At 41.1% G+C, this 24,463-nt stretch carries 23 protein-coding genes and 1 pseudogene; 4 read left to right on the forward strand and 20 right to left on the reverse strand.

The window, feature by feature from the left end; genetic code table 11:
* Positions 1–201: pseudogene (locus CTER_RS00440) on the reverse strand (hypothetical protein); the annotation flags it as partial.
* Between the two features lie 280 nt (positions 202–481).
* On the opposite strand from CTER_RS00440, the gene CTER_RS00445 reads away from it, so the two are divergent.
* The 3 genes from CTER_RS00445 to CTER_RS00455 all read left to right on the forward strand — a co-directional run bounded on the left by CTER_RS00445 (position 482) and on the right by CTER_RS00455 (position 3,269).
* Positions 482–1,495 carry a hypothetical protein gene (locus tag CTER_RS00445; protein ID WP_004622860.1) on the forward strand — a complete coding sequence of 338 codons (1,014 nt, stop codon included), beginning with the start codon at positions 482–484 and terminating at the stop codon, positions 1,493–1,495.
* Positions 1,496–1,616: 121 nt separating this feature from the next.
* The gene (locus CTER_RS00450) at positions 1,617–2,279 is read left to right on the forward strand and encodes a TetR/AcrR family transcriptional regulator (RefSeq protein ID WP_004622884.1); all 663 of its coding nucleotides are present in this window, start codon (positions 1,617–1,619) and stop codon (positions 2,277–2,279) included.
* 81 nt (positions 2,280–2,360) lie between these two features.
* Positions 2,361–3,269 (forward strand): DUF4097 family beta strand repeat-containing protein, encoded by a 909-nt coding sequence (locus CTER_RS00455; protein WP_004622869.1) that lies wholly within the window; start codon positions 2,361–2,363, stop codon positions 3,267–3,269.
* 133 nt (positions 3,270–3,402) lie between these two features.
* On the opposite strand, the gene CTER_RS00460 is transcribed toward CTER_RS00455, so the two are convergent.
* The 15 genes from CTER_RS00460 to CTER_RS00530 form a co-directional block, all read right to left on the reverse strand.
* Entirely contained in the window at positions 3,403–3,846 is a 444-nt protein-coding gene (locus CTER_RS00460) for a flavodoxin family protein (protein WP_004622876.1), read from the reverse strand.
* A 138-nt stretch (positions 3,847–3,984) separates the two neighbouring features.
* Positions 3,985–5,376 (reverse strand): NADPH-dependent glutamate synthase, encoded by a 1,392-nt coding sequence (gltA, locus tag CTER_RS00465; protein ID WP_004622875.1) that lies wholly within the window; start codon positions 5,374–5,376, stop codon positions 3,985–3,987.
* Positions 5,369–6,214, reverse strand: a complete 846-nt coding sequence (locus tag CTER_RS00470) for a sulfide/dihydroorotate dehydrogenase-like FAD/NAD-binding protein (RefSeq protein WP_004622873.1) — start codon at positions 6,212–6,214, stop codon at positions 5,369–5,371. Before CTER_RS00470 ends, gltA begins: the two co-directional genes overlap by 8 nt.
* A 26-nt stretch (positions 6,215–6,240) precedes the next feature.
* Entirely contained in the window at positions 6,241–7,146 is a 906-nt protein-coding gene (locus CTER_RS00475; protein ID WP_040759898.1) for a M50 family metallopeptidase, read from the reverse strand.
* Positions 7,147–7,223: 77 nt separating this feature from the next.
* Positions 7,224–8,177 carry a M23 family metallopeptidase gene (locus CTER_RS00480; protein ID WP_004622885.1) on the reverse strand — a complete coding sequence of 318 codons (954 nt, stop codon included), beginning with the start codon at positions 8,175–8,177 and terminating at the stop codon, positions 7,224–7,226.
* 216 nt (positions 8,178–8,393) lie between these two features.
* Entirely contained in the window at positions 8,394–8,780 is a 387-nt protein-coding gene (locus tag CTER_RS00485) for a methylglyoxal synthase (protein ID WP_004622866.1), read from the reverse strand.
* 25 nt (positions 8,781–8,805) lie between these two features.
* Positions 8,806–9,090, reverse strand: coding sequence for a cell division topological specificity factor MinE (minE, locus tag CTER_RS00490; RefSeq protein WP_004622872.1), 285 nt, complete (start codon positions 9,088–9,090; stop codon positions 8,806–8,808).
* Between the two features lie 13 nt (positions 9,091–9,103).
* Complete coding sequence (gene minD, locus CTER_RS00495; protein WP_004622887.1) at positions 9,104–9,904, reverse strand: septum site-determining protein MinD; 801 nt, start codon at positions 9,902–9,904, stop codon at positions 9,104–9,106.
* A gap of 111 nt (positions 9,905–10,015) precedes the next feature.
* Positions 10,016–10,702 carry a septum site-determining protein MinC gene (minC, locus tag CTER_RS00500; protein WP_004622859.1) on the reverse strand — a complete coding sequence of 229 codons (687 nt, stop codon included), beginning with the start codon at positions 10,700–10,702 and terminating at the stop codon, positions 10,016–10,018.
* A gap of 23 nt (positions 10,703–10,725) precedes the next feature.
* Positions 10,726–12,840, reverse strand: coding sequence for a penicillin-binding protein 2 (mrdA, locus tag CTER_RS00505; protein ID WP_004622886.1), 2,115 nt, complete (start codon positions 12,838–12,840; stop codon positions 10,726–10,728).
* Positions 12,841–12,881: 41 nt separating this feature from the next.
* Entirely contained in the window at positions 12,882–13,394 is a 513-nt protein-coding gene (mreD, locus tag CTER_RS00510; RefSeq protein ID WP_004622853.1) for a rod shape-determining protein MreD, read from the reverse strand.
* The gene (mreC, locus tag CTER_RS00515) at positions 13,391–14,251 is read right to left on the reverse strand and encodes a rod shape-determining protein MreC (RefSeq protein WP_004622871.1); all 861 of its coding nucleotides are present in this window, start codon (positions 14,249–14,251) and stop codon (positions 13,391–13,393) included. Before mreC ends, mreD begins: the two co-directional genes overlap by 4 nt.
* A gap of 41 nt (positions 14,252–14,292) precedes the next feature.
* Positions 14,293–15,315: a rod shape-determining protein gene (locus CTER_RS00520; protein ID WP_004622870.1), complete on the reverse strand. Its 1,023-nt coding sequence runs from the start codon at positions 15,313–15,315 to the stop codon at positions 14,293–14,295.
* 53 nt (positions 15,316–15,368) lie between these two features.
* A complete protein-coding gene (radC, locus tag CTER_RS00525; RefSeq protein WP_004622862.1) occupies positions 15,369–16,058 on the reverse strand; it encodes a RadC family protein in 690 nt (229 codons plus the stop codon).
* 58 nt (positions 16,059–16,116) lie between these two features.
* Complete coding sequence (locus tag CTER_RS00530; RefSeq protein WP_004622880.1) at positions 16,117–16,713, reverse strand: Maf family protein; 597 nt, start codon at positions 16,711–16,713, stop codon at positions 16,117–16,119.
* 376 nt (positions 16,714–17,089) lie between these two features.
* On the opposite strand from CTER_RS00530, the gene CTER_RS00535 reads away from it, so the two are divergent.
* Complete coding sequence (locus CTER_RS00535) at positions 17,090–17,707, forward strand: adaptor protein MecA (RefSeq protein WP_004622883.1); 618 nt, start codon at positions 17,090–17,092, stop codon at positions 17,705–17,707.
* An 84-nt stretch (positions 17,708–17,791) separates the two neighbouring features.
* Here the strand turns inward: CTER_RS00535 and CTER_RS00540 are convergent, their stop codons facing one another.
* The 4 genes from CTER_RS00540 to pyk form a co-directional block, all read right to left on the reverse strand.
* Positions 17,792–18,583: a PRC-barrel domain-containing protein gene (locus tag CTER_RS00540; RefSeq protein ID WP_004622874.1), complete on the reverse strand. Its 792-nt coding sequence runs from the start codon at positions 18,581–18,583 to the stop codon at positions 17,792–17,794.
* Between the two features lie 51 nt (positions 18,584–18,634).
* Positions 18,635–19,831: a hypothetical protein gene (locus tag CTER_RS26700; RefSeq protein WP_004622879.1), complete on the reverse strand. Its 1,197-nt coding sequence runs from the start codon at positions 19,829–19,831 to the stop codon at positions 18,635–18,637.
* 200 nt (positions 19,832–20,031) lie between these two features.
* Positions 20,032–22,341 (reverse strand): endopeptidase La, encoded by a 2,310-nt coding sequence (lon, locus tag CTER_RS00555; RefSeq protein ID WP_040759894.1) that lies wholly within the window; start codon positions 22,339–22,341, stop codon positions 20,032–20,034.
* A gap of 97 nt (positions 22,342–22,438) precedes the next feature.
* Positions 22,439–24,181, reverse strand: a complete 1,743-nt coding sequence (pyk, locus tag CTER_RS00560; RefSeq protein ID WP_004622889.1) for a pyruvate kinase — start codon at positions 24,179–24,181, stop codon at positions 22,439–22,441.
* Between the last annotated feature and the right edge of the window lie 282 nt (positions 24,182–24,463).

Here is a 24,463-nt window from a genome sequence, read left to right on the forward strand (position 1 = left end):
AGTCCCTGCAGCTACAAGCTCCGAAAGCAAATTCATATTTCTGCCCTCGCCCCAGCCTTTGAACTGGATCATTTTGCGACTTTCGGGTTTGCTTGTATCGGCTGTTTGAGTCTGATTGTCAGCAGCAAATGCAAATCCCATTGAAGTCACCAGAACTGCCATACTCAAACCCAACCCAATAATCTTTTTTGTTTTCTTCATTAAACCACTCCTTTTATGTATGATTATAGATTTAAATCTACAACTACAACTATAGCAATGGAATATGTTGTTATGGTGTTGTATTTATTAATAAAGTTTGAATAGGGAATTATATTTTTATTACAATAACTTTTATTTAATTATTAACCTGCACTTGTTTGAATATATTATAAAGTAAGTCGTCCACTTTTTACAGGACATATCATTCACGCCTTAAAAAGACAGAGAGTCTTTAATTACACTTGGCGACGTGATCAGGCACATGGCTTGGGAGGTTAAAATGAGAATATTAACAAAACGGTTGCTTATAATATCAATATTCCTGCTGGCTTTTTTCATCGGGGCAATTTGTTTGAGAGTCGGTAAACAGGAGGATGCTCATAAGGATTATGTCCTGGGCGGTATATTTACCGGGAAAAAGCAGGACGAAAACATAGACTTGGCTGCCTCAAGCCTGTCACGGCAGGCTATTCAGATAATGAATAAACAAATGTCAAACCTGAATGAAACTTATTTCCGTCCATCAAATCTAAAAGCCCTTAACAGCAGATTTATGAATCTTGAAGCTTTTTCGGAAAACTTTAAAGACGGGAAGATTCCCAATGAACTTCTGAATACACCCGAAAAATCTGCAATAAATTATTTCAGTGTACTCCAGCAGGCCTCCAATCTTACAATGGAAAAGAACGGGGGCTGCGGAACTGTGGGCTATGGCCTTGAACCCTTTCCCATTGCATACTCCTTCCTATCTGAAAACAACAAAAAATCCATGAATTATGATGTATTTTTAAAGTCCTTTGAAGGTATCGGTCATATAAATCTTATCAAGCTGCTGCCAGTCACTGTTGATTCCACGGATATGAGCAGATTTTTTCTCGAACTGGAAATACTTGAAGGAAGCAGTGTTGGAGTAACTACCTTTAATTATTATACGGGCGAACTTGATGTGCTAAAGGTAAACGGCTTGTATTATATAGACTCCCTGACATTGACCCCTGAGGATTTTTTCTGTGCGGCCTATCACGGCTGGGCCCATAATGCCGAATCATATGTTGAGACGGTTTACGGCAACTGGTGCGGACTTATAATGAAGCAGTATGCCCCCGATCAGGATGAATATATGAAAAAAATAATAATAGACGGTGTTGACAACAGGAAATACATGTTTGAATTCGCTAAACTCACAAACGGGACAGATCTGCTTATCAACTCCCTTGTCAAAAAGAAAGGGGATTGGGTGCCTGTTCAGATCGATGTTGAGAAATGCCTGGATAAAAACAAGGTGCAATTTTAATCTTTACGCTTTGTGGAAACATTATTTGCGTCTCTTTCGTGTGTAAATCGTTGACGGATACCAAAAAATATATTATAATGTTTATTGAATGAATGGTTCAGTCAAAAGAAGGAGATGTTCAATGGAAAATAGAATGAGATCGATATTTGACGCCGCCAGTCATTTATTTATCAACAAAGGGTATGCAGGAACACAAATAAAGGATATAGCAAAAGAAATTGGTCTATCAACAGGAATGCTGTATGTTTACTTTACAGGAAAACGGGATATTTTAAATTTCATTCTAAAAGGCACAATCGATCAGGCATTTATTACGCAGGAATTTGAATTACCAATCAGTTCTGAGTTATTTGATTCTCTGGACAATGAGATTATGAATGCTTTTGAAGAGAATACAAAAGCATTTTCTTCCCACCTTGACAATATTACAGAATATCCTTTGGAACAAATGTTGTCCGATGCGTTTGAAGTCATTTCAAAATACGGTATTGGCTGCTTGTTAATTGAAAAGAATCCTGATGATCTTAGAAAACTTACAGTCTATTATAAAGAATACCGAAAAAAATTTTATGATCAGGTTTTATCATACATTACACAGTACATGCAAATAGGAACCTTTCGTCATGTGGAACATCCACAGCACATTACGCGGTTGATAATTGAAACCTTATCATGGTGGGGAATGCATATTACAAATGATGCTTACGAAATACAAAAAGATATTCCAATTGAAACAGCTAAAGCAATCTGTATGGATAATTTACTCCACGCATACCAACTATAAGATTTTACGGAGCATTTGCTCCGTAAAAAAATACCATGCTATTGAATGAATGGTTCAATCAAGGAAAGGAGAATCTTTATTATGAAACAAATTCTAATCTTATTTGCCTGCACAGGCTTTTTACTTGTTGGGATCTTATCGGGATGCGGAAACCAGAAAGCAATCACACTGGTAAATACTCTTACGTTTAGCCTCGGGGATCTTCAAAGCCTTCGGCTTGATTATGATGCAGATGATATTCATGTTCTAGAAAGTGATAATAACAAGGTTATATTGAAGGAGTATATGAACGAGGACAAAAAGAGCTACTATGCCAGAACAAGCACTCAAAATGGTGAATTGCTTATAACAGAAGGTGATAGGCCGGTACATTCCGGGTTTGAATCTTACATTGAAATTTATATTCCGCAGGACTATACCAATAGCCTTTCCCTGCACTCCACAAGCGGAAAAATAAAATCTGAAACAGCTCTGAATTTGTCGGGTGATTTCTGCGTCGATACCACGAGAGGCATAATTGATGTATCAAATACTAAAGTATCCAATATAAAAATCACCAGCACAAACGGCAATTTGAGCTTTGAAAATATAGCTGCGGCTTCGATAGAGATACGGACCACCAATGCCACAACCTCATTTGATCAAGCAAACGGAGTAATAAGCTATCAATCGAAGGGAGGAAAGCTGACCGCTTCGGGTATTAATGGCTCCGGCTCCTTTAATGCTTCGGGGGAAGGCTCCATAGATATTTCCTTTACCGGTGTATCGGGTGACATTTCTGCATACTCAAAAAACGGAAGTCTTGCGTTGGCACTTCCAAGCCAGCTTGCATTCAAATTTTCGGCAACAACAAAAGAGGGTTCTATTGACACCTCTTTTGCAAACCAGCTTGCTGTTACCGATAACACCTCCGCTGGAACCGTCGGCATTTCCCCTGAAATATCCATAGAACTGGAAACCCGAAGCGGAGACATTAAAGTTTCAAGATAACTATGCGGAGGCTTTGAAGCCTTCAGCAATTATACATAAAAACATTTGGTATTCATTTCACAACAAAAACCCCGCCATACAGCTCTCAATACATGAAGTTGAAGCTGTATGCGGGATTTTTCCTGTTCTGTAATTAAACTTTTATACTGCCGTATACTTTCCTTGCGTATTCTCTGGCAGCCTTCAAATCGTTTGCATCGGGCTTGTTCCTGTTAAAGAATATAAAATTCTTACCCTTACAGGCAAAAGATTCCTCAACAACATTTATGCCCTTTTCCTTCAGAAGAGCTTTCACTGCCCCAATAGCCTTGCCTTCGGCATTGCCTGCTCCGCTGGTTCCAAATACTGCTGCATTTTTTACTCTGTTTGTGTTCAATGTTCTGATGAATTCAATCATCTTCGGATCCGGTTTGCCTGCATATTCTGCTGTTCCAAGGAACAGAAGGGCAACATTTTCAGGCGGATAAGCCGGTGGTATCTGTTCGGACTTCTGAACATCCTCCAGCTCCTCAGCTATTGCGTCAGCAATTTTCTTGGTGTTGCCGCTTTTACTGTAGTACAATACCCATGTCTTCATTAAACTTTTACTCCATTCTACATTTTGTTTCTTAAAAGCTTTATGCTTTTGAATCATATTTATATAAATAATAATTCATTTCAGACACAATTACCAGCCCTTATCCCCGTTTAATTGAAAAATAAACGATTGCCGGTCTTATTCACCTTTTATATACCTGTCAATGGCCTCGGCAGCTTTTTTACCAGCACCCATTGCCAATATAACGGTAGCGGCACCTGTAACGGCATCTCCGCCGGCATAGACTCCGCTCTTGCTGGTTGCACCTGTCTCCTCTTCTACTATGATACCGCCCCAGGACTGGATATCCAAACCCGGAGTAGTTGAAGATATGAGAGGGTTTGGAGATTGTCCAATTGACATAATCACTGTTTCCAGATCGATTATATGCTCTGAACCCTTCTTTTCAACAGGTCTTCTCCTTCCGGATTTATCCGGTTCACCAAGTTCCATTTCAACACATTCCATACCTTTTACCCAGCCGTCCTCTGTTCCCAGAATCTGCTTTGGATTGGTCAGAACCTTCAGGATTATTCCCTCTTCCTTTGCGTGATGGACTTCTTCAAGTCTGGCCGGCATTTCGGCCTCGGAACGTCTGTAAACTATATATACGTTCTCGGCTCCAAGACGCTTGGCACTTCTGGCAGCATCCATGGCAACGTTACCGCCGCCCACCACAGCAACATTCCTGCCCACAAATACAGGAGTATCGGTGTCAGGGAATTTGTACGCACTCATAAGGTTGATTCTTGTAAGAAATTCGTTGGCAGAGTAAACACCATTGAGGTTCTCCCCAGGTATTGACATAAAGCTTGGCAGCCCAGCACCCGAGCCGATAAATACCGCTTTATAGCCCTCGGCCTTAAGGTCGTCTATTGTGAGTACCTTGCCTATTACCATGTTTGTCTGTATATTGACTCCAAGATTTTTTACAGTCTGTATTTCCTTCTGCACAAGTGCTTTGGGAAGACGGAATTCAGGTATTCCATACATCAGAACTCCTCCCGGCACGTGGAAGGCTTCGAATATGGTCACCTCATAGCCCAGCTTTGCCAGGTCTCCGGCACAGGTAAGTCCAGACGGTCCGGAACCCACAACGGCAACTTTGATACCATTGCTCCGGGGCCTGGCTTCATCTGTTTTACAGTTCGCCATGTACCAGTCGGCTACAAAACGTTCAAGACGTCCTATTCCTACCGACTCGCCTTTTTTGGCCCTTACACAGAGCTGTTCGCACTGTGTTTCCTGAGGACAAACTCTTCCGCATACTGCAGGCAAGCTGTTTGTCTCTCTGATTTTATAATATGCCTCTTCAAATTTTCCGTCGGCTACCAGTTGTATGAATTCAGGTATTTTAACATTTACAGGACATCCTGCCACACATGGCTTGTGCTTGCAGTTCAGACATCTCTGAGCCTCCTCCACTGCCATTGCCTCATCGTAGCCCAATGAAACTTCTTTAAAGTTTTTATTTCTTATATCAGGATTCTGTTCCGGCATCTTTACTTTATTTAAGGCCATATTAGGCATTGGTAACACCCCCCAGTTTACAGGCATGCAGTTCAGTTGATTTGCCTTCCTGCTTCTTATACATACCCTGTCTTCTCATTGCTTCATCAAAATCAACTTCGTGTCCGTCAAAATCAGGTCCGTCAACACAGGCAAATTTTGTTTTTCCGCCTACGGTGAGCCTGCATCCTCCGCACATACCGGTACCATCTATCATGATGGGATTCATGCTGACCAGGGTCTTTATACCGTATTCTCTTGTCAGATTACTTACTGCTTTCATCATTACAAGCGGACCTATGGCAATTACAAGGTCATATTTATTGCCTTCCTCAATCAACTGCTTCAATACGTTTGTCACAAAACCCTTATTGCCGTTGGAGCCGTCATCCGTGGCAACTACAAGCTTGTCACTGACAATTTCCATCTCTTTTTCAAGAATGATCAGATCCTTGTTTCTGAAACCTGTTATAGCATGAACTTCTGCTCCCAGAGCATGGAGTTTTTTGGCCTGTGGGTAAGCAATAGCAGCTCCAAGACCCCCTCCGATAACTGCAACCTTTTTATAACCTTCAAGATGTGAAGCTACTCCAAGCGGGCCGACAAAATCAAGAAGGGCTTCACCTTCACTCATTTCAGCCAGAGCCCGGGTTGACTTTCCTACTATTTGGAATATAATTGTAACAGTACCCTTTTCCCTGTCATAATCAGCTATGGTCAGAGGTATTCTTTCCCCGGCCTCATCTATCCTGAATATGATAAATTGTCCCGGTTCGGCTTTTCGGGCAATATACGGCGCCTCAATATCCATAAGAACAACAGAAGGATTCAATATCTCTTTTCTAACTATCTTGTACATAAATAACCCCCATTTTGCATCAGATGTTAATTGATATCATTAGGAACATTATACTCCATATGGACTAAATTATCAAACGTGGTGTCAGGCGTGTTTCGTATAATTGCCTCAATAAGCTCCTGCTCCGTCATCACCTTTATCACTTTCAGATCATCGTCCAATACATTAACTATGTGAAACCTGTCCACATAGTCGCAAGCCTTTATAACCTCAGTCAATTTAACATGTTTCAACACAACGATTTCCCGTGCGGGATAAATACCCTTTCTAATAACCCTGGATTTTCTGAACAATAAGCTTTTGATATTCATAAAGGCTGTCTCCTCCCTGTTTGTTTTGGCGCACATTAAAATATACAGACCTATTATTACAAGGCTTACATTTCTGCGGTTGTCAATGAATACAGCAATACCTGCCAATACAATTCCTACCGAGATTAGGAACGAGAACAGCTGCAGCACCTTTCCCGTCCTGAAAACGCCAAATTTTGCAGCGAGCAGCTCCATTGCTATCCTCCCGCCATCAAGAGGAAGAACGGGCAGCAGATTAAATATTCCAAGATATAGGTTTGCATATATTCCCAGCCCTACCAGTGAATTCGTTACATTAAAATGCATTAATATCGCAGCCAGAACAGCCAGCAAAAAACTGACACAGGGACCTGAAGCGAATATAAGGATTCTCTGTCCTCTGCTGCATATGCCGTCATCAATCCCTGCATTGAATCCCACGGGCAATAACCGGATACTATGCACTGTTGCCCTTGAAAGGACTGCAGCAGTGATATGTCCGGCTTCATGGACAAATATGAACAGGAGGGTCAGCAAATACTCCGGCAGGGCTCCGGCAAGTATGGCTGCAGCCACAAAAAATAAAATAAAAATATTAACCGAAACCTTTATACTTCCTATATTTTTATGTACTGAAAACACAGCTTTCAAGTCAAGCTCCAATCTACCCGATATTTTAATTAAAAAGAGACTGTTTCGATACAGCCTCTTTTAATACTTTACTGATTTAATAAATTAAGAAGTTTCTCAGGGTCAGCAGCCTTATCCCCCTTCCACACCTCAAAATGGAGGTATGCGCCCGGTAAGCCTTCAGTGTCTCCAACCTTGGCAATAACATCTCCCTGTTTTACCTTCTGCCCCTGTTTAGCCACCAGGATGGAGCAGTGTGCATATACCGTATATATCCCCTCATCATGTTTCACTTTTACGTATTTATCATATTCGGGACTTGAGCCTACCTCGGTTACTTCACCGTCAAGTGCCGCCTTTATGGAAGTTCCCATGTTGGCCTTTATGTCTATACCGCTGTGAAATACCGTATTGCCGCTTAATGGGTCGGTCCTGACACCAAAAGGTGAATCTATTTGACCTTTTATGGGAATGACAAAGGAATATTTATCGGCCAATGCTTTTATCTCTGCTTCTTCGAGAACCGGAACCTGGGATATGGCCTTTATTGTATCACTGATTGAACTGCTGACAACCTCTGAACCGGTTTCGGTGCCCGGGATATTTTCATGGATTGAATCCGGTATCTGGCCGCTTTGAACAGAGCTTTTCATATCCGCGCCATTTTGATCGGATATCTCCTGATTGCTGCTCCCATTGCCCGCTGTCTGTTCAACCAACCCGCTGTCTGTGGAAGGTCCTGTAACACTCCCGGCTGCAGCATTTTTTTCGGGCAGTTTTACTCCCAGCGCATTTGCCGCGCTCAATAAATATTTGTTTGCATCAAAATTCTCTGTGGTAATTAATTTAACCTTTGAAACGAAATAGTTTGTGGTGGGTGTATCGGCAGCTTTACATAAGGCAAACACCGACAGGAACACCACCACAGCCAGCATCTTGGCAGCAAATACAGTGGACATCATGTCATTTTCATTCTGTCTCCTGCTTTTTCTGGGTGTACCGGTCTGTCTTGAGTATTTAGGTCTTACAATCATTTCATCCATATATTAACCTCCATAAGCCATGCATACATGGCTTTGAGCCGCTTAGCGGCCACAAAACTGTAATGAAATCTCTCTCCCTCATCCGCTATAAGGCGAATAAAGGAGGTTAATTGGCCATGCCTATAATTATTTATATTTTATATGGATGAATATTATTACAGGGCAATGTAAAAAGCCTGGATTGCTCCAGGCTTTTTGTAATCATATTTAAACTATTTATCTCAGCAATTCTCTCCATGCCAAGTCTTCACGTTCCAAACCTTTTATGAGAACTTCGGCTGTTGCTATATTTGTCGCATACGGTATATTATTTGCATCACAATGCTTAAAGAGCAGAAATGTATCAGTGTCACTTTCAGTGTTTGCATCCCTGAAGTAAATAAGCAGGTCTATTTCGTCGCATGCAATCCGTGCCCCCAACTGTTGGGCGCCAAGGCTCCCATAAGCCAGCAGATTGATATTCAGTCCGGTTGCCTTGTTAATAACCATACCTGTTGACCGGGTGGCAATAAGATGATGCTCCTGAAGAATGTACTTATAGGCTATGCAAAAACTGGCCATTAATTCTTTTTTATTATCATGCGCTATGAATGCAATGTTCATGGTTAAAAATCACATACCTTTAATTTTATTTACCTGCATTTTTTACACTTTTAATAGGTATATTAGCCACCAATGCGGGAACTATCCTATCGCCCTCATCGCTTTTAGTTCTAGTAAGCTGTATATCAAGAGCATTTTCGTCAATTTCCATATAGTGCTGGATGACCTTTATAATCTCTCCCTTCACCATTTCAAGAAACTCAGGAGAAACATTGGCTCTGTCGTGTATCAATACCAGCTGCAATCTCTCTTTGGCTACATCCTTTGACGGTTTAGATCTGCCAAAGATCTTTGAAAAATCAATCAGCATACCCTATTCCTCCTTATGTAGTTTTAAATCCTAACATTTTTTTGAATTTGCTAAAAATGCTGTCATCTGTTTCAAGGTTAAGAATAGGAACCTCTTCCCCCTGAATTCGTTTTGTAATATTTCTGTAAGCTTGTCCGGCCAAGGATTTGTCGTCGTTAACTGCAGGCTCTCCTCTATTTGTAGAAATAACTATTTTTTCATCATCCGGGACAACACCTATCAAATCAATGGCTAAAATATCAATAATATCGTCAATACTCATCATATCGCCGCGCTTTACCATGTCAATCCTGACTCTGTTGATAATCAATTTTGGATTTCTTAACTCGTTGGCTTCCAGGAGTCCCACTATACGGTCAGCATCTCTGACGGCCGAAACCTCCGGGGTTGTAATAACAATAGCCCTGTTGGCACCGGCTATGGCATTCTTGAAACCCTGTTCAATACCTGCCGGGCAGTCAACGATTATGTAATCAAATTCTGTTTTTAATTCATTGATCAGATTAATCATCTGTTCCGGTGTTACGGATGTCTTGTCCCTTGTCTGGGCTGCTGGAAGCAGATATAGACCTTCGTATCTTTTATCCTTTATTAAAGCCTGTTTTACTCTGCATACGCCTTCAACAACATCCACAAGATCATAAACTATCCTGTTTTCCAACCCCATTACAACGTCGAGATTTCGAAGCCCTATATCAGTATCGATCAGTACAACCTTATGACCTGCCAATGCCAGGCCCGTACCAATATTGGCAGTCGTTGTGGTTTTTCCAACGCCGCCTTTCCCGGATGTAATTACAATTACCTCGCCCATACAGCTTGCCTCCAATTCTTGTCCAAGAAAATGATATTTACAAAAATTTACTTATTATTAATTTAAAGTTATACACATTAAACTATATATTTGTTTTAAAGTTTTGTCAACTTATCTTTGCGGTAAAAACCGCTCTACATAGAGCATATCACCCCTGACATAAGCCAGTTCCGGAACTTGATTTGCACTTGTACCCTTTTCATCGGGAGGTCTGGTTATTATATCGGCAATTCTCAGTTGTGTGGGATTAAGTCCAAGAGCGGCAACGATTGCCTCCTTATTTCCGTCACTCCCTGCATGGACCACACCTCTCAGCAAACCCATAACCACTATATTTCCCGTAGCTTCGATTACTGCACCTGGATTGACATCTCCAAGGATGACAAGGTTGCCGTCAAAGGTAATGAGCTGGCCGGATCTTATTGTTCCGCGGTAGAACTTTGTCCTCCCTTCCTCTATTCCTTTGAAAAACATATATTTTTTTATCTGATTGTTTCTTTCAGAGACCGGCGGATTGCTTTTCTGACACACGCTGCTGTTATCCACAATCTCCTCTTCGAAGGAAAGTATTGTTGCTCCGCTCTCACTCTTTAACAACTCATGCAGCTGGCTTTTTTCGGTCTCGTTGAGCACTCTGCCTCTATATCTGACAGCCAGTTTTGCCCCCCTGAAAAATTTCCCTGCGCTTTCGATTTTCAGGCGCATACTGTCAACAACTTCCTCAAAACCGGCTTCCGGCTTTATTATAATTGTAAGGCCGTTAACAGTTCCCTTAAAAGTTACCGTATTTTCAGACATATAATTTTAATCTCCCAATTGAATTATTTAGTCAATTCCACTATCTCACTCTTTATTGCAATATCCTCAATATTTGAACCGTTATTGTCAAAATAAGCTTTTAAAATATCTTTGGCAATGGGTGCCGTATATGCTCCAAGTACTCCCTTTTCAACAACAACCGCAACGGCTATCTGGGGTTTGTCAGCCGGAGCGTAGCAAATAAATAAAGCATTTGAGGACTTGGTCTGGTTTGTTGATTCTGTCTCGGCTGTCCCCGTTTTACCCGCAACCTTTATAGGAAGCAATTCATTAAATGCATTGGCTGCCGTACCTCCTCTGTCTTCAGAGTTGGCAACGGCAATCATGCCTTCCTGTATTATTTTCATATTTTCTTTTTTCACAGGCAGCAGCTCATATTCCGGTTTTGTCTCTGTCACTATTGACCCGTCATACTTTACAACCCTTTTTATAATATGAGGTTTAAAATGTTTGCCTCCATTTGCAATTGTAGCACAATAATTGGCCAATTGAATGGGAGTGAAGCTGTTGTCAAACTGCCCGATAGAGGACTGTGCCGTATCGGCACTTCCAAATATATATGGACTGTAGGTTTTCTTATATGCCTTGGACGCAAGTATTCCCTTGCTTTCCCCCAACAGATCGATTCCTGTCTTTTGTCCCAGACCGAATTTTGTGGCCCATTTGTCAATATTATCTATGCCGACCTTTACCCCAAGATTGTAAAAATATGGGTTACAGGATTTTTGAATTGCCTGTATCATATTGACCCACCCCAAACCGGATTTATAAGTACGGTACTCGATAGATCCCAGAAGCAATCCGTCATAGATTTCATAACCTTTATCAAAATACTTGTCGTAAGGGTTTACCTTTTTTTCCTCCAGGCCGGCAAGCCCCACCATCGGCTTAAAGGTCGAACCCGGGGTATAAGTACCGGCTATAGTCCGGTTGAATGCCGGTCTGGCCGTATTTTTAGGATCAAACAGGTTTTCTATTGCCTTTTGCGCCGCCTTATCTTCAGGACCTGCCAGAAATATGGACGGATCATAACTTGGATAGCTGGCCAGTGCCAGAACTTCTCCGGTATTGACATCAATGGCAACCGCTGCACCGGCATCTGCATCCTTGAAGTTCCTTGACTGCGGTTTCTGTCTGATTAACTGGATATTCTTCTCAAGTGATTCCATTGCAACCTTCTGCAGCCTCATATCAATTGTGAGGACAACATCGCTGCCAGGCTTGACAGCCTCTTCACTTATGGTCTTTGTTTTCCCGTTCTCGTCTATTTGAATTCTTCTATAGCCGTTGGTACCTCTCAAGTATCCCTCGGCAGTGAGCTCAATACCGGATTTTCCGATTATGTCATCGGGTTTATAGCCCTCATCGGCCCTACTGGCCAATTCATTTTCATCTATGGTCCTGACATAACCGATCAGGTGTGCAGCATACTCTGCATCAATGTATTTTCTGCTGGGGACCAAATCCACTATTGCTCCCGGAAATTCATCGGTTCTCTCTTCAATTTCGGCCACTGTTTTTTCGTTGATGGACTCGGCAACAACCGGATTGTTGCTGAGGATCAGGAACCTCAGTGCCATTATTTTGTATATCTCCGGTTCCTTGTACTTGTCAGTGTCTATTTTAAATATAGTATCGCGGAAATACTCATAAATTTCTTCGGGATCCGAGTCCTGATTCAGGTCTGTAAAATTATACCCGGTGGCATTTTTCAGCACCTTGATCCTATCCTTGCTGTTGGCAAGCATGGAACCGAATTTAACAGGTTTTTCGCTTAGATACTTGGAAAAAATGTTGTTATACTTATCACCATTCTTCTCAAGTATCTTTACCAGCTTGGACACCATATCATTCAGTTCGTCGGAAGGCCTGCCGGTATTCATCAGCATGAGATAGTAGCTGGTGGAGTTAACAGCTATCGGCACCCCGTATCTGTCCACTATATTCCCTCTTTCGGCCAGAATCGTCCGCGACCTCAGATTAAAGACCTGAGACTGCGTGAAGTAATTTTCGCCTTGAACCAGCTGCAGATTGGCCAGCTGATAAACAATCACAGCAAAAACCAATACCAGCACTATACTTGCAATATTATGCCTGTCTTTAAAAAAGCGTTTCATTCTTTAACCACCACTCAACAATTTCAATATTTTAACTTTCCTCAATATTTGTTTTTGACATCCATACTTATAAATTTTCTGCTTATCCTGACAATAAGTAAAAAGATTATTACACCCAATATGGTGTTTATAGCTGCTTCTGGCAGGATAACCTCCTTCAGGCTTTCTATGTAGTTCATTCTGAGTCCCAGGATATATGATACCAGAATAATCGCAGACTCGAACAATATGGTTGAGATAAAAGTACATATCCCCATTATGAAAATATTCTCTTTAAAAAACCTCTTGTTTATATTGCCCAGCGATATACCAAGCAGCATGCCTATCAAGGCATGATAGCCCAGCGCAACTCCGATAACCGCGTCAAGGCAGAGTCCCGCAAAAAAACCCACGGTTCCGCCCTGGTTTCTTCCCTCCAGCAGTGAGATACTTACTATCAGTATGATTATCAGGTTGGGTCTCACCCCGAATATTTCAATGAAGTTCAGGAAAGTGACCTGAGTAGTGACAAATATGAATATAAGTATGGTGTAAATAATTATTCTGGCTCTCATTTATCGGTAATCTCCATTTCTGAAGATATGGCAGGCATATTCTTTTTCAGAATAACTACCTGACTGAGCCGTCTCAAATCAACAGCCGGCTGTATTATAGCATACCTGTCCAGATCGCTCTCACCGGTTCTCACTTCTTTTACCGTTCCTATTATTATACCCTTGGGATAAATCCCCCCCAGTCCTGAGGTCTCTATTACGTCACCCTGAGTAAGATCAAGGTCGTTTGGAATATATAACAGTTTACAAAGACCTTCCTTGCCCAGTTTCAAATCTCCTTTAACTACCACCAGATCTCCGCTTTTGGCAACAATTGCGCTGGCCGCACTGCCATCCTCAATAATACTTGTTATTTTTGAAGAAAACGGCTGCGAGGAGGATACCTTTCCGACCAGGCCCTTGCTTGTAACCACCGGCATATTATAGGATATACCGTTTGTTACCCCTTTATCCACCAGGAAGATGTTAAAAAGGTTTCCCGAATCCTTTGCAATAACATTTGCCCCTGTCATATCGATGCCGTCAAGCTGATCCTTAAGCTTCAGAACATTTTTAAGATCGTCGTTTTCGGTTTTAAGCCTCACGTACTCGGTCCGCTCATTGTTTAATTTGTCAATTTCCTCTTTTAATGCCTTATTTTCGGCTCTCAAAACCTCTACATTGTTAAACAGGCCCACTCCTGCCTCAATTTCCTGCCCTGCATAGGTAAATACCTTTTCTATTGAGGTAAACGGAACCGAAATAAGATTTCCAAACCAGTTTACACTGCTCAGCGGATTTATTGTCAGACCTATGGTTACAATAAGTACCAGGGATACTATCAATACTATCAATGCCCTACTTTTAAAATACTTCAAGGAATACTTCTCCTCTCTAACCCCTTAAAACTTCCACAAAATTATTTCAATCTTTTTGGTGAAAGCAATACCTTTTTTAAGGTTTCTATTTCTTCCAGGACCTTGCCCGTCCCCAGCACAACACAGTCAAGCGGTCTTTCGGCAATTGAAACAGGCATACCCGTCTCCTGTTTGATCAATTTGTCAAGGCCGTCCAGAAGCGCACCTCCGCCTGTGAGCATAATGCCTCTGTCCATTATATCCGAAGCAAGTTCGGGAGGAGTTTTCTCAAGTGTGTATTTTATTGAGTCTATAATGGCGTTGACAGGTTCTCTCAATGCTTCGTTTATCTCTGATGAAGTTATTTCAATATTTTTTGGAAGTCCTGTTATCAGATCCCTTCCTCTGATATTCATTCTTTCCTCCTTGGTTTTTGGGAAAGCGCCGCCTATTGTCACCTTTATTTGTTCTGCAGTTCTTTCACCTATCATAAGACTGTATTCTTTTTTGATATAGTGGACTATTGCTTCATCCAGTTCGTCTCCTGCTACCCGCAGGGATTTGCTGGTAACTATCCCTCCCAGTGAAATAACCGCAACCTCACTTGTGCCTCCTCCGATATCAACCACCATACTGCCCGAAGGCTCCTCAACCGGCAGCTCAGCACCTATTGCCGCAGCCATGGGTTCCTCAATCAGGTAAGCTTCCTTGGCTCCGGCCTGAAGAGTGGCATCTTCGACAGCTCTCTTCTCAACCTCCGTCACCCCCGAGGGGACACATACAACTACACGGGGCTTGCTGAACACGCCATTTGACATGGCCTTTTTTATAAAATATTTTATCATGTTCTGTGTTATGTCAAAATCTGCAATAACACCATCTTTCATAGGCCTTATGGCAACAATGTTACCCGGAGTACGCCCGATCATTTCCTTGGCTGCCTCACCTACAGCCAGAACTTCATTATTTTTTATATTAACAGCAACCACCGAAGGCTCTCTAACAACTATGCCCTTTCCTTTAACATGTACCAATGTATTTGCTGTCCCCAAATCTATCCCAATATCCTTTGCAAACAAACTCATTCCAGTCTCCTATCCGCGTACCCAACGCCATTTTTTAGTTGAGAAAAAGTCAACTATATGTATCCCTTTTCCTTGAAGCTGACAAATTTGCCGTCACCCACCACTATGTGATCCAATACTTTAATCCCCAATATACTGCCGGCTTTCTCAAGCCTCTGGGTAGTCTGCAAATCCTCCGCACTTGGCGTCGGATCACCGCTGGGGTGGTTATGGACAAAAATTATGCTGTTGCTTCCGTATTTTACTGCTTCACTGAATACTTCTCTCGGATGAACAATGGAGGAATTCAGGCTGCCCATCGAAACATCCACAATTTTTATTATCTGATTTTTAGTATCGAGTAATAATGCTTTAAATATTTCTTTTTTTAAGTACCGCATTTCTTCCATCATTAGATTATTGACATCATTAGCATTTTTTATAGTATGATGAAGCAATCCGTCATTTGTGGCCACTCTCTTGGATAATTCAAGAGCGGCTTTTATCTGGATAGCTTTAACCCTACCTATTCCTTTTATCTTTTTCAGTTGTTCAATGGACAAGTTATTTAAAGAAGACAGCCGTCCGTCATGAGACAGCCTTAATACATGCTGTGCCAGTTCAACCGCAGTATAAGACTTTGTTCCGGTCTTAATTATTACTGCCAGCAATTCCGCATTTGATAAATGCTCCGCACCGACAACTTCAAGTTTTTCGTATGGCCTTTCACCTATCGGAAGTTCTTTTATCTTCAGTCTTTCCATACTTTACTCCCATATGCATGCATTGCACGCAAACAAATAGTAATTTATTACCTGAGTTTTATATACTCAGATTTTTTAAATTTATGCCATGACCTAATTGTTCAAACATACATGACAATCTGTAAATAGGGAGGCCCATAACGTTAAAATAGTCTCCTTCTATTTTCTCCACCAGCAGGGAGCCATAGCCCTGGATGCCATAAGCACCGGCCTTGTCAAAGGGTTCTTTTGTAGCAATATACGCCAGGAGAAACTCTTCTGACTTTTTAGCTATTTTTACCCTGGTAGTTTCAAATTCACATAGGGTTTTCATATCGCTTGTTCTGCACAGGCAAACTCCTGTAACGACTTCATGCCATTCACCGTTAAGATTTTTAAGCATTTCAAAAGCTTCCTGTTCATCCTTTGGTTTGCCCAAAAGTTTATTGTCCTTAACAACGATTGTGTCTGCCCCGATCACTAAACTGTCATGTTTTGTCTGTGTAGCAATATTTACGCATTTTTGCCTTGCAAGAGATACTGCTACCTGATGGGATTCCAGGTTCCGGTCCATCACCTCGATTACATTTGAAGGGGACACTGTAAATCCAAGTCCCATCTGGGTCAATAACTGCTGCCTTCTTGGAGACGCTGAAGCTAATATAATTTTATCCATTTTTCCACCATATTTTATTTTTTCATATCTTTACACTAAGCGACAAACGCAACCATATTTATTATATATTTTTATAGCTGATTTTTCAAATAAAAAGCTAGGTAAAAATTTATATATATTATCTGTAAAAAGCTTATTTTTATTAAAAGCGCTGTTTAAGCACTCCTTTGCGTGATTGCATACGGTTAAAAATGGCTCCGTGCTTAAATATTACATCTCCTATTATGAATAATATTAATAAATATCACTTCTCAATTCGGGTTTTTAGAAGTATAATATAGTAAAACTATATTCATCGGTCGAATTGCGCAGGTATAGACAGGCGTATTTGAGTTTGGTATGGTTAATTAATTATCGGAGAGTTGGTGGTGATTATATGAGAATTGAAAAAATTAATGAAAATGTATTGAAGGTCACAATAACACTGAATGATCTTGAAGAAAGAAATATTGATTTAGGCTCTTTGAATTATAATTCGCCTGCTGCTCAGGAACTATTCTGGGATATGATGGAGAAAGCCGAGGAAGAGTACGGCTTTGCTTCGGGTGAATCCCAGCTCATATTCGAAGCCTCTCCTGAAAACGAGGACGGTTTTGTTGTAACCATCACCAAAGTCGATGCCGATGGAGAATTTGAGTCAATCCAAAAGTATATAAAAAGCAAATATAAGAATTCGGAATTAAAACAAAAGAAAAAGAAGAGCAAGGTTTGTTCAACCTTGAAAATATATTGTTTCAACAATCTGGATGATGTGTGTAAACTGACTAAACGTATTACTGCCGTCTACCAGGGGGAAAGTACCCTCTTCAGATGCCGTGACAGTTATTATCTTCTGCTCAGCGGTATTGCCACAGGCTCACAGTCCCTGGAAATTATAATGTCCGAATACTCTGTCCTGGTTGGGAATCCGGCATTTTTTGAAGGCTATCTTAACGAATACGGTGAAAAGATAATAAGCGACAATGCAATAGAAACTTTAAATACTTATTTTTAGACTGTGGATTTAAAATACAGATAGATACGGATAAATACCGATGATATGAGTCAGGCTTCCCCATAAGGGAAGCCTTTTGTATGTCTATCTGTTATTCATAACCAATTCGATTACCTTACCGTTTGATTTAGCTATTTCAAAAATAACATCATCTATGACAGTGTTTTCTTCTATCAGTGTATTTCCGTCATTATCAAATATCGTCTTGGTAGCAACCTTACCGTTGAGATATTCACGGTGCTTTGTTTCCATCATATCAGCTACGGCATCGGGCTGAATATCATCTTCTGCAGGAACACTGCCGTCAATGTCAGCTACGGCTGAGGTCTCAAAATTTTTTTTTTCTGAATCCACGTCCTCATCCAATGCCAGGTCGGCTGCTCTGTCCAACAATCTGGATTCCACATCTTCCTTTACAACTACCAGGTTCTTTCCAAAGGTAATGATGCTGTCTCTCGGTATGATTCTGATACTCTTCTGCGTAATATCGGCAATGTACTCAAGTCCTACGATTGAACAGTTATCTTCTTCGTTAATATATATGTCCCCGATTTCACCTATTAAACGTCCCTTTTTGGTAAGTACTTTTGTACCCTTAACCTGGATATTTTTTTGCAGAAGATCAATAGCAGCCGGTATTTTACTTATGTCGTTAATGGCATCTTCATTTTCTATCGTCAATGCGTATTCACCGATTCCCAGCACATATTCCGTGGGAATCACCTTGGCACTTAGTATTTGAATACCGCTATCAACAACAACATAATCAATAGCACCTTTTTCAGCATTGATTATAACAGTTTTGACTTTACCGACCTCAATACCGTCTGATATGCTGATTATAGGTAAACCCACTATTTCCTTCGACTTTTTCATTTTTAAAAGTACCCCCTCAAATTCCTAAAAATCTTTTTTAATCAAATTAAATTATTTTAGGTTTTTAATAATTTCTTCTTTTATATCAGGCTTGATAACTGATCCATATCTCTCAACAGTTCCTTCCAGTATGCTCTTCGCCAGTTCGGTGAGACCTAACTGCTTGTATAGAGCGCATACGTCCAATACTATCCAGAAAATCATTTCCCTGTCGGGCTGATGCGAAAGAGCCTGCAAATAATACTCTGCCGCCTGTTCCTTCCTGCCCCTGCCCTTGCTTTCAAATGCCTTGTCCACAAGCGACCGTGCATTTATTTCAACCTGACTTGACTGCACTTCTTCCATTATGTATTCTATTTCTCTTGTTTCTTCTATTATTTCTTCATGATTCGCAATGTCAGGAGTAATTGTTGTTTCATTTTCAACCTGCTCTTTTATTTGAGGGTCGGTATCACCGGTTTCCCCTATGTCGGATTCAGACACAGCCGATTCCGGCATAACCGGTTCAGGCAAAGCCTGTTCAAGCACAGCCGTTTGAGCAATATCCGTATCTGTTACATCTGCCTCTTCACTGCCTGTACTGCAGTCCTCAAAGCTCCAGGCTTCCTCAACAGCCCCGGCAGCATTGGCCTTGTCAGGTTCTGCAACTGCCGTAACTGCTGCAGCGGTTTCGACAACTTCATCAACTAAATTATTGCAGCTTCCGGAATTTTCCAGCAGAAAACTTCCATTTTCACAATTTTCTATTCCCATTGTATCAATTATTTGTTTAGTGTCAACTGGTTTTTTCAACTTATTTTCTAAATTATATTCATCTTTTACATTTTCTTGCATTACTATGCTTGAATTTCCACATTCTGCAGCCGGTTTATTGAAAAATCCCACCTTCATATTTTTAATATTGCTGAAAAATCTGTCAATATAAATACCGCAATCTATAGAAGAGAACTTCTTTGGAATAGCTATTGATATAATCATGCTTATTATACAAATAAATAATAGAAATATAAATAAAACAACAATCAGAGACAAAATCAGAGCAATTTTTTTGTTGATATTAATACTTTCACTTAAGGCTTTCAGCATGAATGTAAAAGCAGGATTAAAGGAAAATCCCAAAACTATGGATCCTGCCGTTATGGAAAACAATATGCCAAGGTTCAATTCTTTTGACCTGTAAAGCAAATAAAACGCTGTCAATGCGGTGACCAAAATTGTAATAACAACCGAAATCCAATAGTAGGACATAAACCCCTCCAGAATATACGTGTATTTTATCTTTTGTACGTAAAAATATGTAATTTTTGACTAATAGTCTTTATTCGATATAAATCAACAAAATTCCTTCTATTTTATTTCAGAAATACCGGTAAATTTTCCTGTTTGCTCCTATAGGCATAAAAAATCGGCCAACAGCTAAAAAGCCGGCCGATTTTTAATTGATTTTTTCAAGCTTTTATCAGTGCATTTTTTAGGACGGTTTTCATATCCGAAGCGCAAATAAATTTCAAAGAATTCCTTACGTTCTCCGGAATCTCGTCGATATCCTTTTTGTTATCCAGGGGAAGGATAATAGTTTCAATCCCGGCCCTGTGGGCTGCCAGCACCTTTTCCTTCAGCCCTCCTATAGGAAGCACCCTGCCTCTCAGGGTTATCTCACCTGTCATGGCAACCTTGCTGCTGACCGGAACACCCGATAAGGCCGAAACCATGGCAGTCGCAAGAGTAATACCTGCTGATGGACCATCCTTTGGAATCGCTCCCTCCGGAACATGTATGTGAATGTCCCTGTTTTCATAGAAGCTTTCGTCTATTTTCAATTCCTTGCACTGGGATCTGATATAGCTCATGGCAGCTCTTGCCGATTCCTTCATCACATCTCCCAGATGCCCTGTCAGCTCCAGCTTTCCATTACCGTTCATCAAATTGACTTCTATGGACAGGGTATCACCTCCGACAGGAGTCCATGCCAGACCTGTGGCAATACCAATCTCATCCTTTTCATTTGCAAAATCAAAACGGTACCTTTTTACGCCCAGATACTTTTCAAGGCTGCTTTTTGATACGGTTACAACGCGTTTGTTTTCTGAAACCAGGGTTTTTGCAACTTTTCTGCAGACAGAACCTATCTCTCTTTCAAGATTTCTGACACCTGCTTCCCTGGTGTAGTAATTTATAATATCTCTTATGGTCTCTTCGTCGATTTTAATGTTTTTCTGAGTCAGTCCGTTTAGTTCTATTTGCTTGGGAAGCAAATATTTCATTGCAATGTTTGCCTTGTCTTCTTCGGTATAACTTGACAGGGTAATGACTTCCATTCTGTCCAGCAATGGCCTGGGAATTGAATCAAGGCTGTTGGCGGTAGTCAGAAATAATGCGTTTGACAGATTAAAGGGCAGTTCGAGGTAATGATCCCTGAAAGCGAAATTCTGCTCTGCATCCAGTACTTCCAACATTGCCGAAGCAGGGTCCCCTCTGAAATCACTGCTCATTTTATCTATTTCATCCAGGAGTATCAGCGGATTATTGGACCCGGCCTGCTTGAGGGCGGATATTATCCTTCCGGGCATTGATCCCACGTAGGTACGCCTGTGTCCGCGTATCTCCGACTCATCTTTGACACCGCCCAGTGAAATCCTGACATAGTTCCTGTTAAGAGCTTTTGCAATGGATTTTGCAATAGAGGTTTTTCCCACGCCCGGCGGTCCCACCAGGCACAGAATAGGTCCTCTGAGATTGTTCTTGAGTTTATGGACCGCAAGGTATTCCACAATACGTTCCTTAACTTTTGTCAGTCCGTAATGATCCTGTTCCAGAATTTCTTCGGCCCTGGCAAGATCAATATCCTCCTGGGTGGATTTATTCCAGGGAAGATCAAATATCCAGTCAACATAGGTCCTTATTACACTGCCTTCGGCAGAACCCGAAGGCATCTTCAGAAGCCGGTCAAGTTCCTTGAGCACCTTCTTCTCGGCTTCTTCCGGAAGGCCGGCGTTTTCCAGCCTTGCCTTGTACTCTTCAACCTCTCCGGTGACTCCGTCCCTGTCCCCGAGCTCATTTTGAATAGCCTTCATCTGCTCCCTGAGGTAATATTCCTTCTGGACCTTGTCTATCTGCTTTCTGACCTTTGTATTTATATCCTTCTCAATTTCAAGTATTTCAGTTTCCTGATAAATAATTTTCAGGAGCCTTTCAATTCTTCTCAGCGGGTGGAATTCAGATAAAATTTCCTGCTTTTGCTCAACCTTAAGCGGAATGTTGTTTGCAATGATATCCGATACCTGGCTGATGTTGTTGATTTCCGCAACGGTCAAAGCGGTATCCGGAGAAACTTTTCCGCTTAGCTTCACATAGTCTTCGAATACCGCAACCAGGCGTCTTTTAAGGGCTTCAACCTCATTGTCCTCGAACTCTTCCTCCACCTGTCCCTCAACAACCTCCACAACAAAAAAAGGTTCCCTCTGAACTATGTTTTTTACTTCGGCCCTGCTTATACCTTCAACAAGCACCCTGATAGTATCGCCCTGAAGCTTAAGCAGCTGCTTGACCTTTGATATTGTACCGATATCATATATATCCTCTTCACCTGGTGAATCGGTGGAAGCATCCTTCTGTGCAACCAGAAAAATCAACTGGTCATTAATCATAGCTTCTTCCAGCGCTTTTATGGATTTTTCTCTTCCAACATCAAAATACAAAGTCATAAAAGGAAATACTGTTAAACCTCTCAGAGGTAACAGCGGTAATGTTTTAGCCATATCTATCCTCTCGTTTACAAAAAATAATAAATCTAACATTAATGCTCACATCAATTGTTATTTATTATTCTTGTTATTATTATTGATATACAGACCTTTAATCACATCTAAGTACAAGACCTCTTTCGGCATCTACCGTCACTACCGAACCGGTCTTTAAAATTCTGGTGGCATTTTCAGCTCCCACAATAACCGGCAGATCAAGGGCCAGTCCCACGGTGGCAGTGTGGCAGGCCAATCCGCCTTCTTCTACTATGATAGCCGAAGCCCTTTTAATAACCGGGAGCATTTCGTTATTTGTAAATGGAGCTACCAGTACATTTCCGTCTTCAAATTTATCAAGTGCCTCCCCGGCTGTCTGTGCTACGCACAATTCACCAGTAACTGACACATCTCCTATTCCTGTCCCCTGTACTAATACTTTACCCACAATATGAACTTTCAATGTATTTGTAGTTCCGCTGATGCCTGCCGGCACTCCTGCAGTGATTACAGCCAGTTCGCCGTTTTTTACAAGACCTGATTCAAGAGCCTTTTCAATACCCATATCAAACATTTCATCGGTGGTATTTGCAACAGGCACCAGATAAGGCAGAACTCCCCAGGAAAGGCTGAGCTGCCTCTGAACTTTTGGATTTACGGTGGTCGCAATAATAGGGCACGCAGGACGGAATCTGGAAATCATCCGCGCAGTGTGACCTGACTGTGTTACGGTAATAATTGCAGCCGCTTTCAAATCAAGAGCCGTGGTACAGGTTGCATGGCTGATGGCATTTGTAACGCTGGTATTGATTTCAGTCTGCCGGGTGGTGAATCTCTTCCAGTAGTCCATGGAGCTTTCAGCTTTCTGGGCTATTCTTGACATGACAGCTATAGTCTCCAGAGGATACTTGCCTGCGGCGGTCTCACCCGAAAGCATTACTCCGCTGGTCCCGTCATATATGGCATTGGCAACGTCACTTGCTTCGGCACGGGTCGGCCTTGGATTTCTGATCATGGAATCAAGCATCTGTGTTGCAGTAATAACAGGTTTCCCATTGCGGTAGCATTTTTCAATGATATTTTTTTGAACGACAGGCACTTCTTCAACAGGTATTTCAACTCCCAGGTCACCCCTGGCAACCATTATTCCGTCCGAAACCTTAAGTATCTCGTCAAAATTTCTGATACCCTCCCGGTTTTCGATCTTTGCTATAACCAAAATATCGCTGCCGCCATTCTTTTCAAGCACTTTTCTAATTTCTATGACGTCGGAAGCCTTTCTAACAAAGGATGCAGCTATCATATCAAAGTCATTTTCGATGCCGAATTTTATATCGGCTATGTCCTGGCTGGTTAAAGCAGGCAGTCTTATATCGGCTCCCGGAACATTTATACCCTTATGGTCACCTACCACGCCTCCGTTTTTTACTATGCAGTAGATATCCTTATTCCTGATCTCCATTACCTCAAGTTCCACAAGACCGTCATTTATCAATATCCTGCTTCCCTTGGCCACATCCATGTACAACTCTTTGTAAGTGATGCTGCAGCTTTTTTCATCACCGATAATATCTTTGTTCACCAGGATAAAATCGTTATTCTCCTGTAATGTTACCTGACCGTCTTTAAAATCACCTGTTCTTATTTCAGGGCCTTTGGTATCCAGCAGCAAGGGAATGGGCAGTCCCAATTCATCCCTGATTTTCTTGAATAAATCAGCTCTTTTTTTATGCTGTTCATGGTTGCCGTGGGAAAAATTCATTCTGGCTACATTCATTCCGCCAAGCATCATTTTCCTGAGAATTTCTTCATCGTCAGAGGCAGGTCCCAAAGTACATATTATCTTAGTCTTTCTCATAAATTAAACCCTCCAAAAGCAATTAACTGTTTTTATTGTTGCAAATATATAATTTGAAATCTCCTATAAGCGTCATTGCTAATATTTGAAGATTAAATCGCAATATTTCAATATGAAAACATCTAATATGATATTTTATTTTTAGCTGATTGTCTACTATATATAATTTTTTAACAAACTTTTAATCTTGTTATACCCTGTATTTTATTATTTAATCTATTATTTGAATTTTTTGCATCTTGTATTATAATAAGTATTCTGCTAAAAATATTATCATTATTT

Origin of the sequence: Ruminiclostridium cellobioparum subsp. termitidis CT1112, assembly GCF_000350485.1 — a bacterium.
GTDB lineage: Bacteria > Bacillota > Clostridia > Acetivibrionales > DSM-1351 > Ruminiclostridium > Ruminiclostridium termitidis.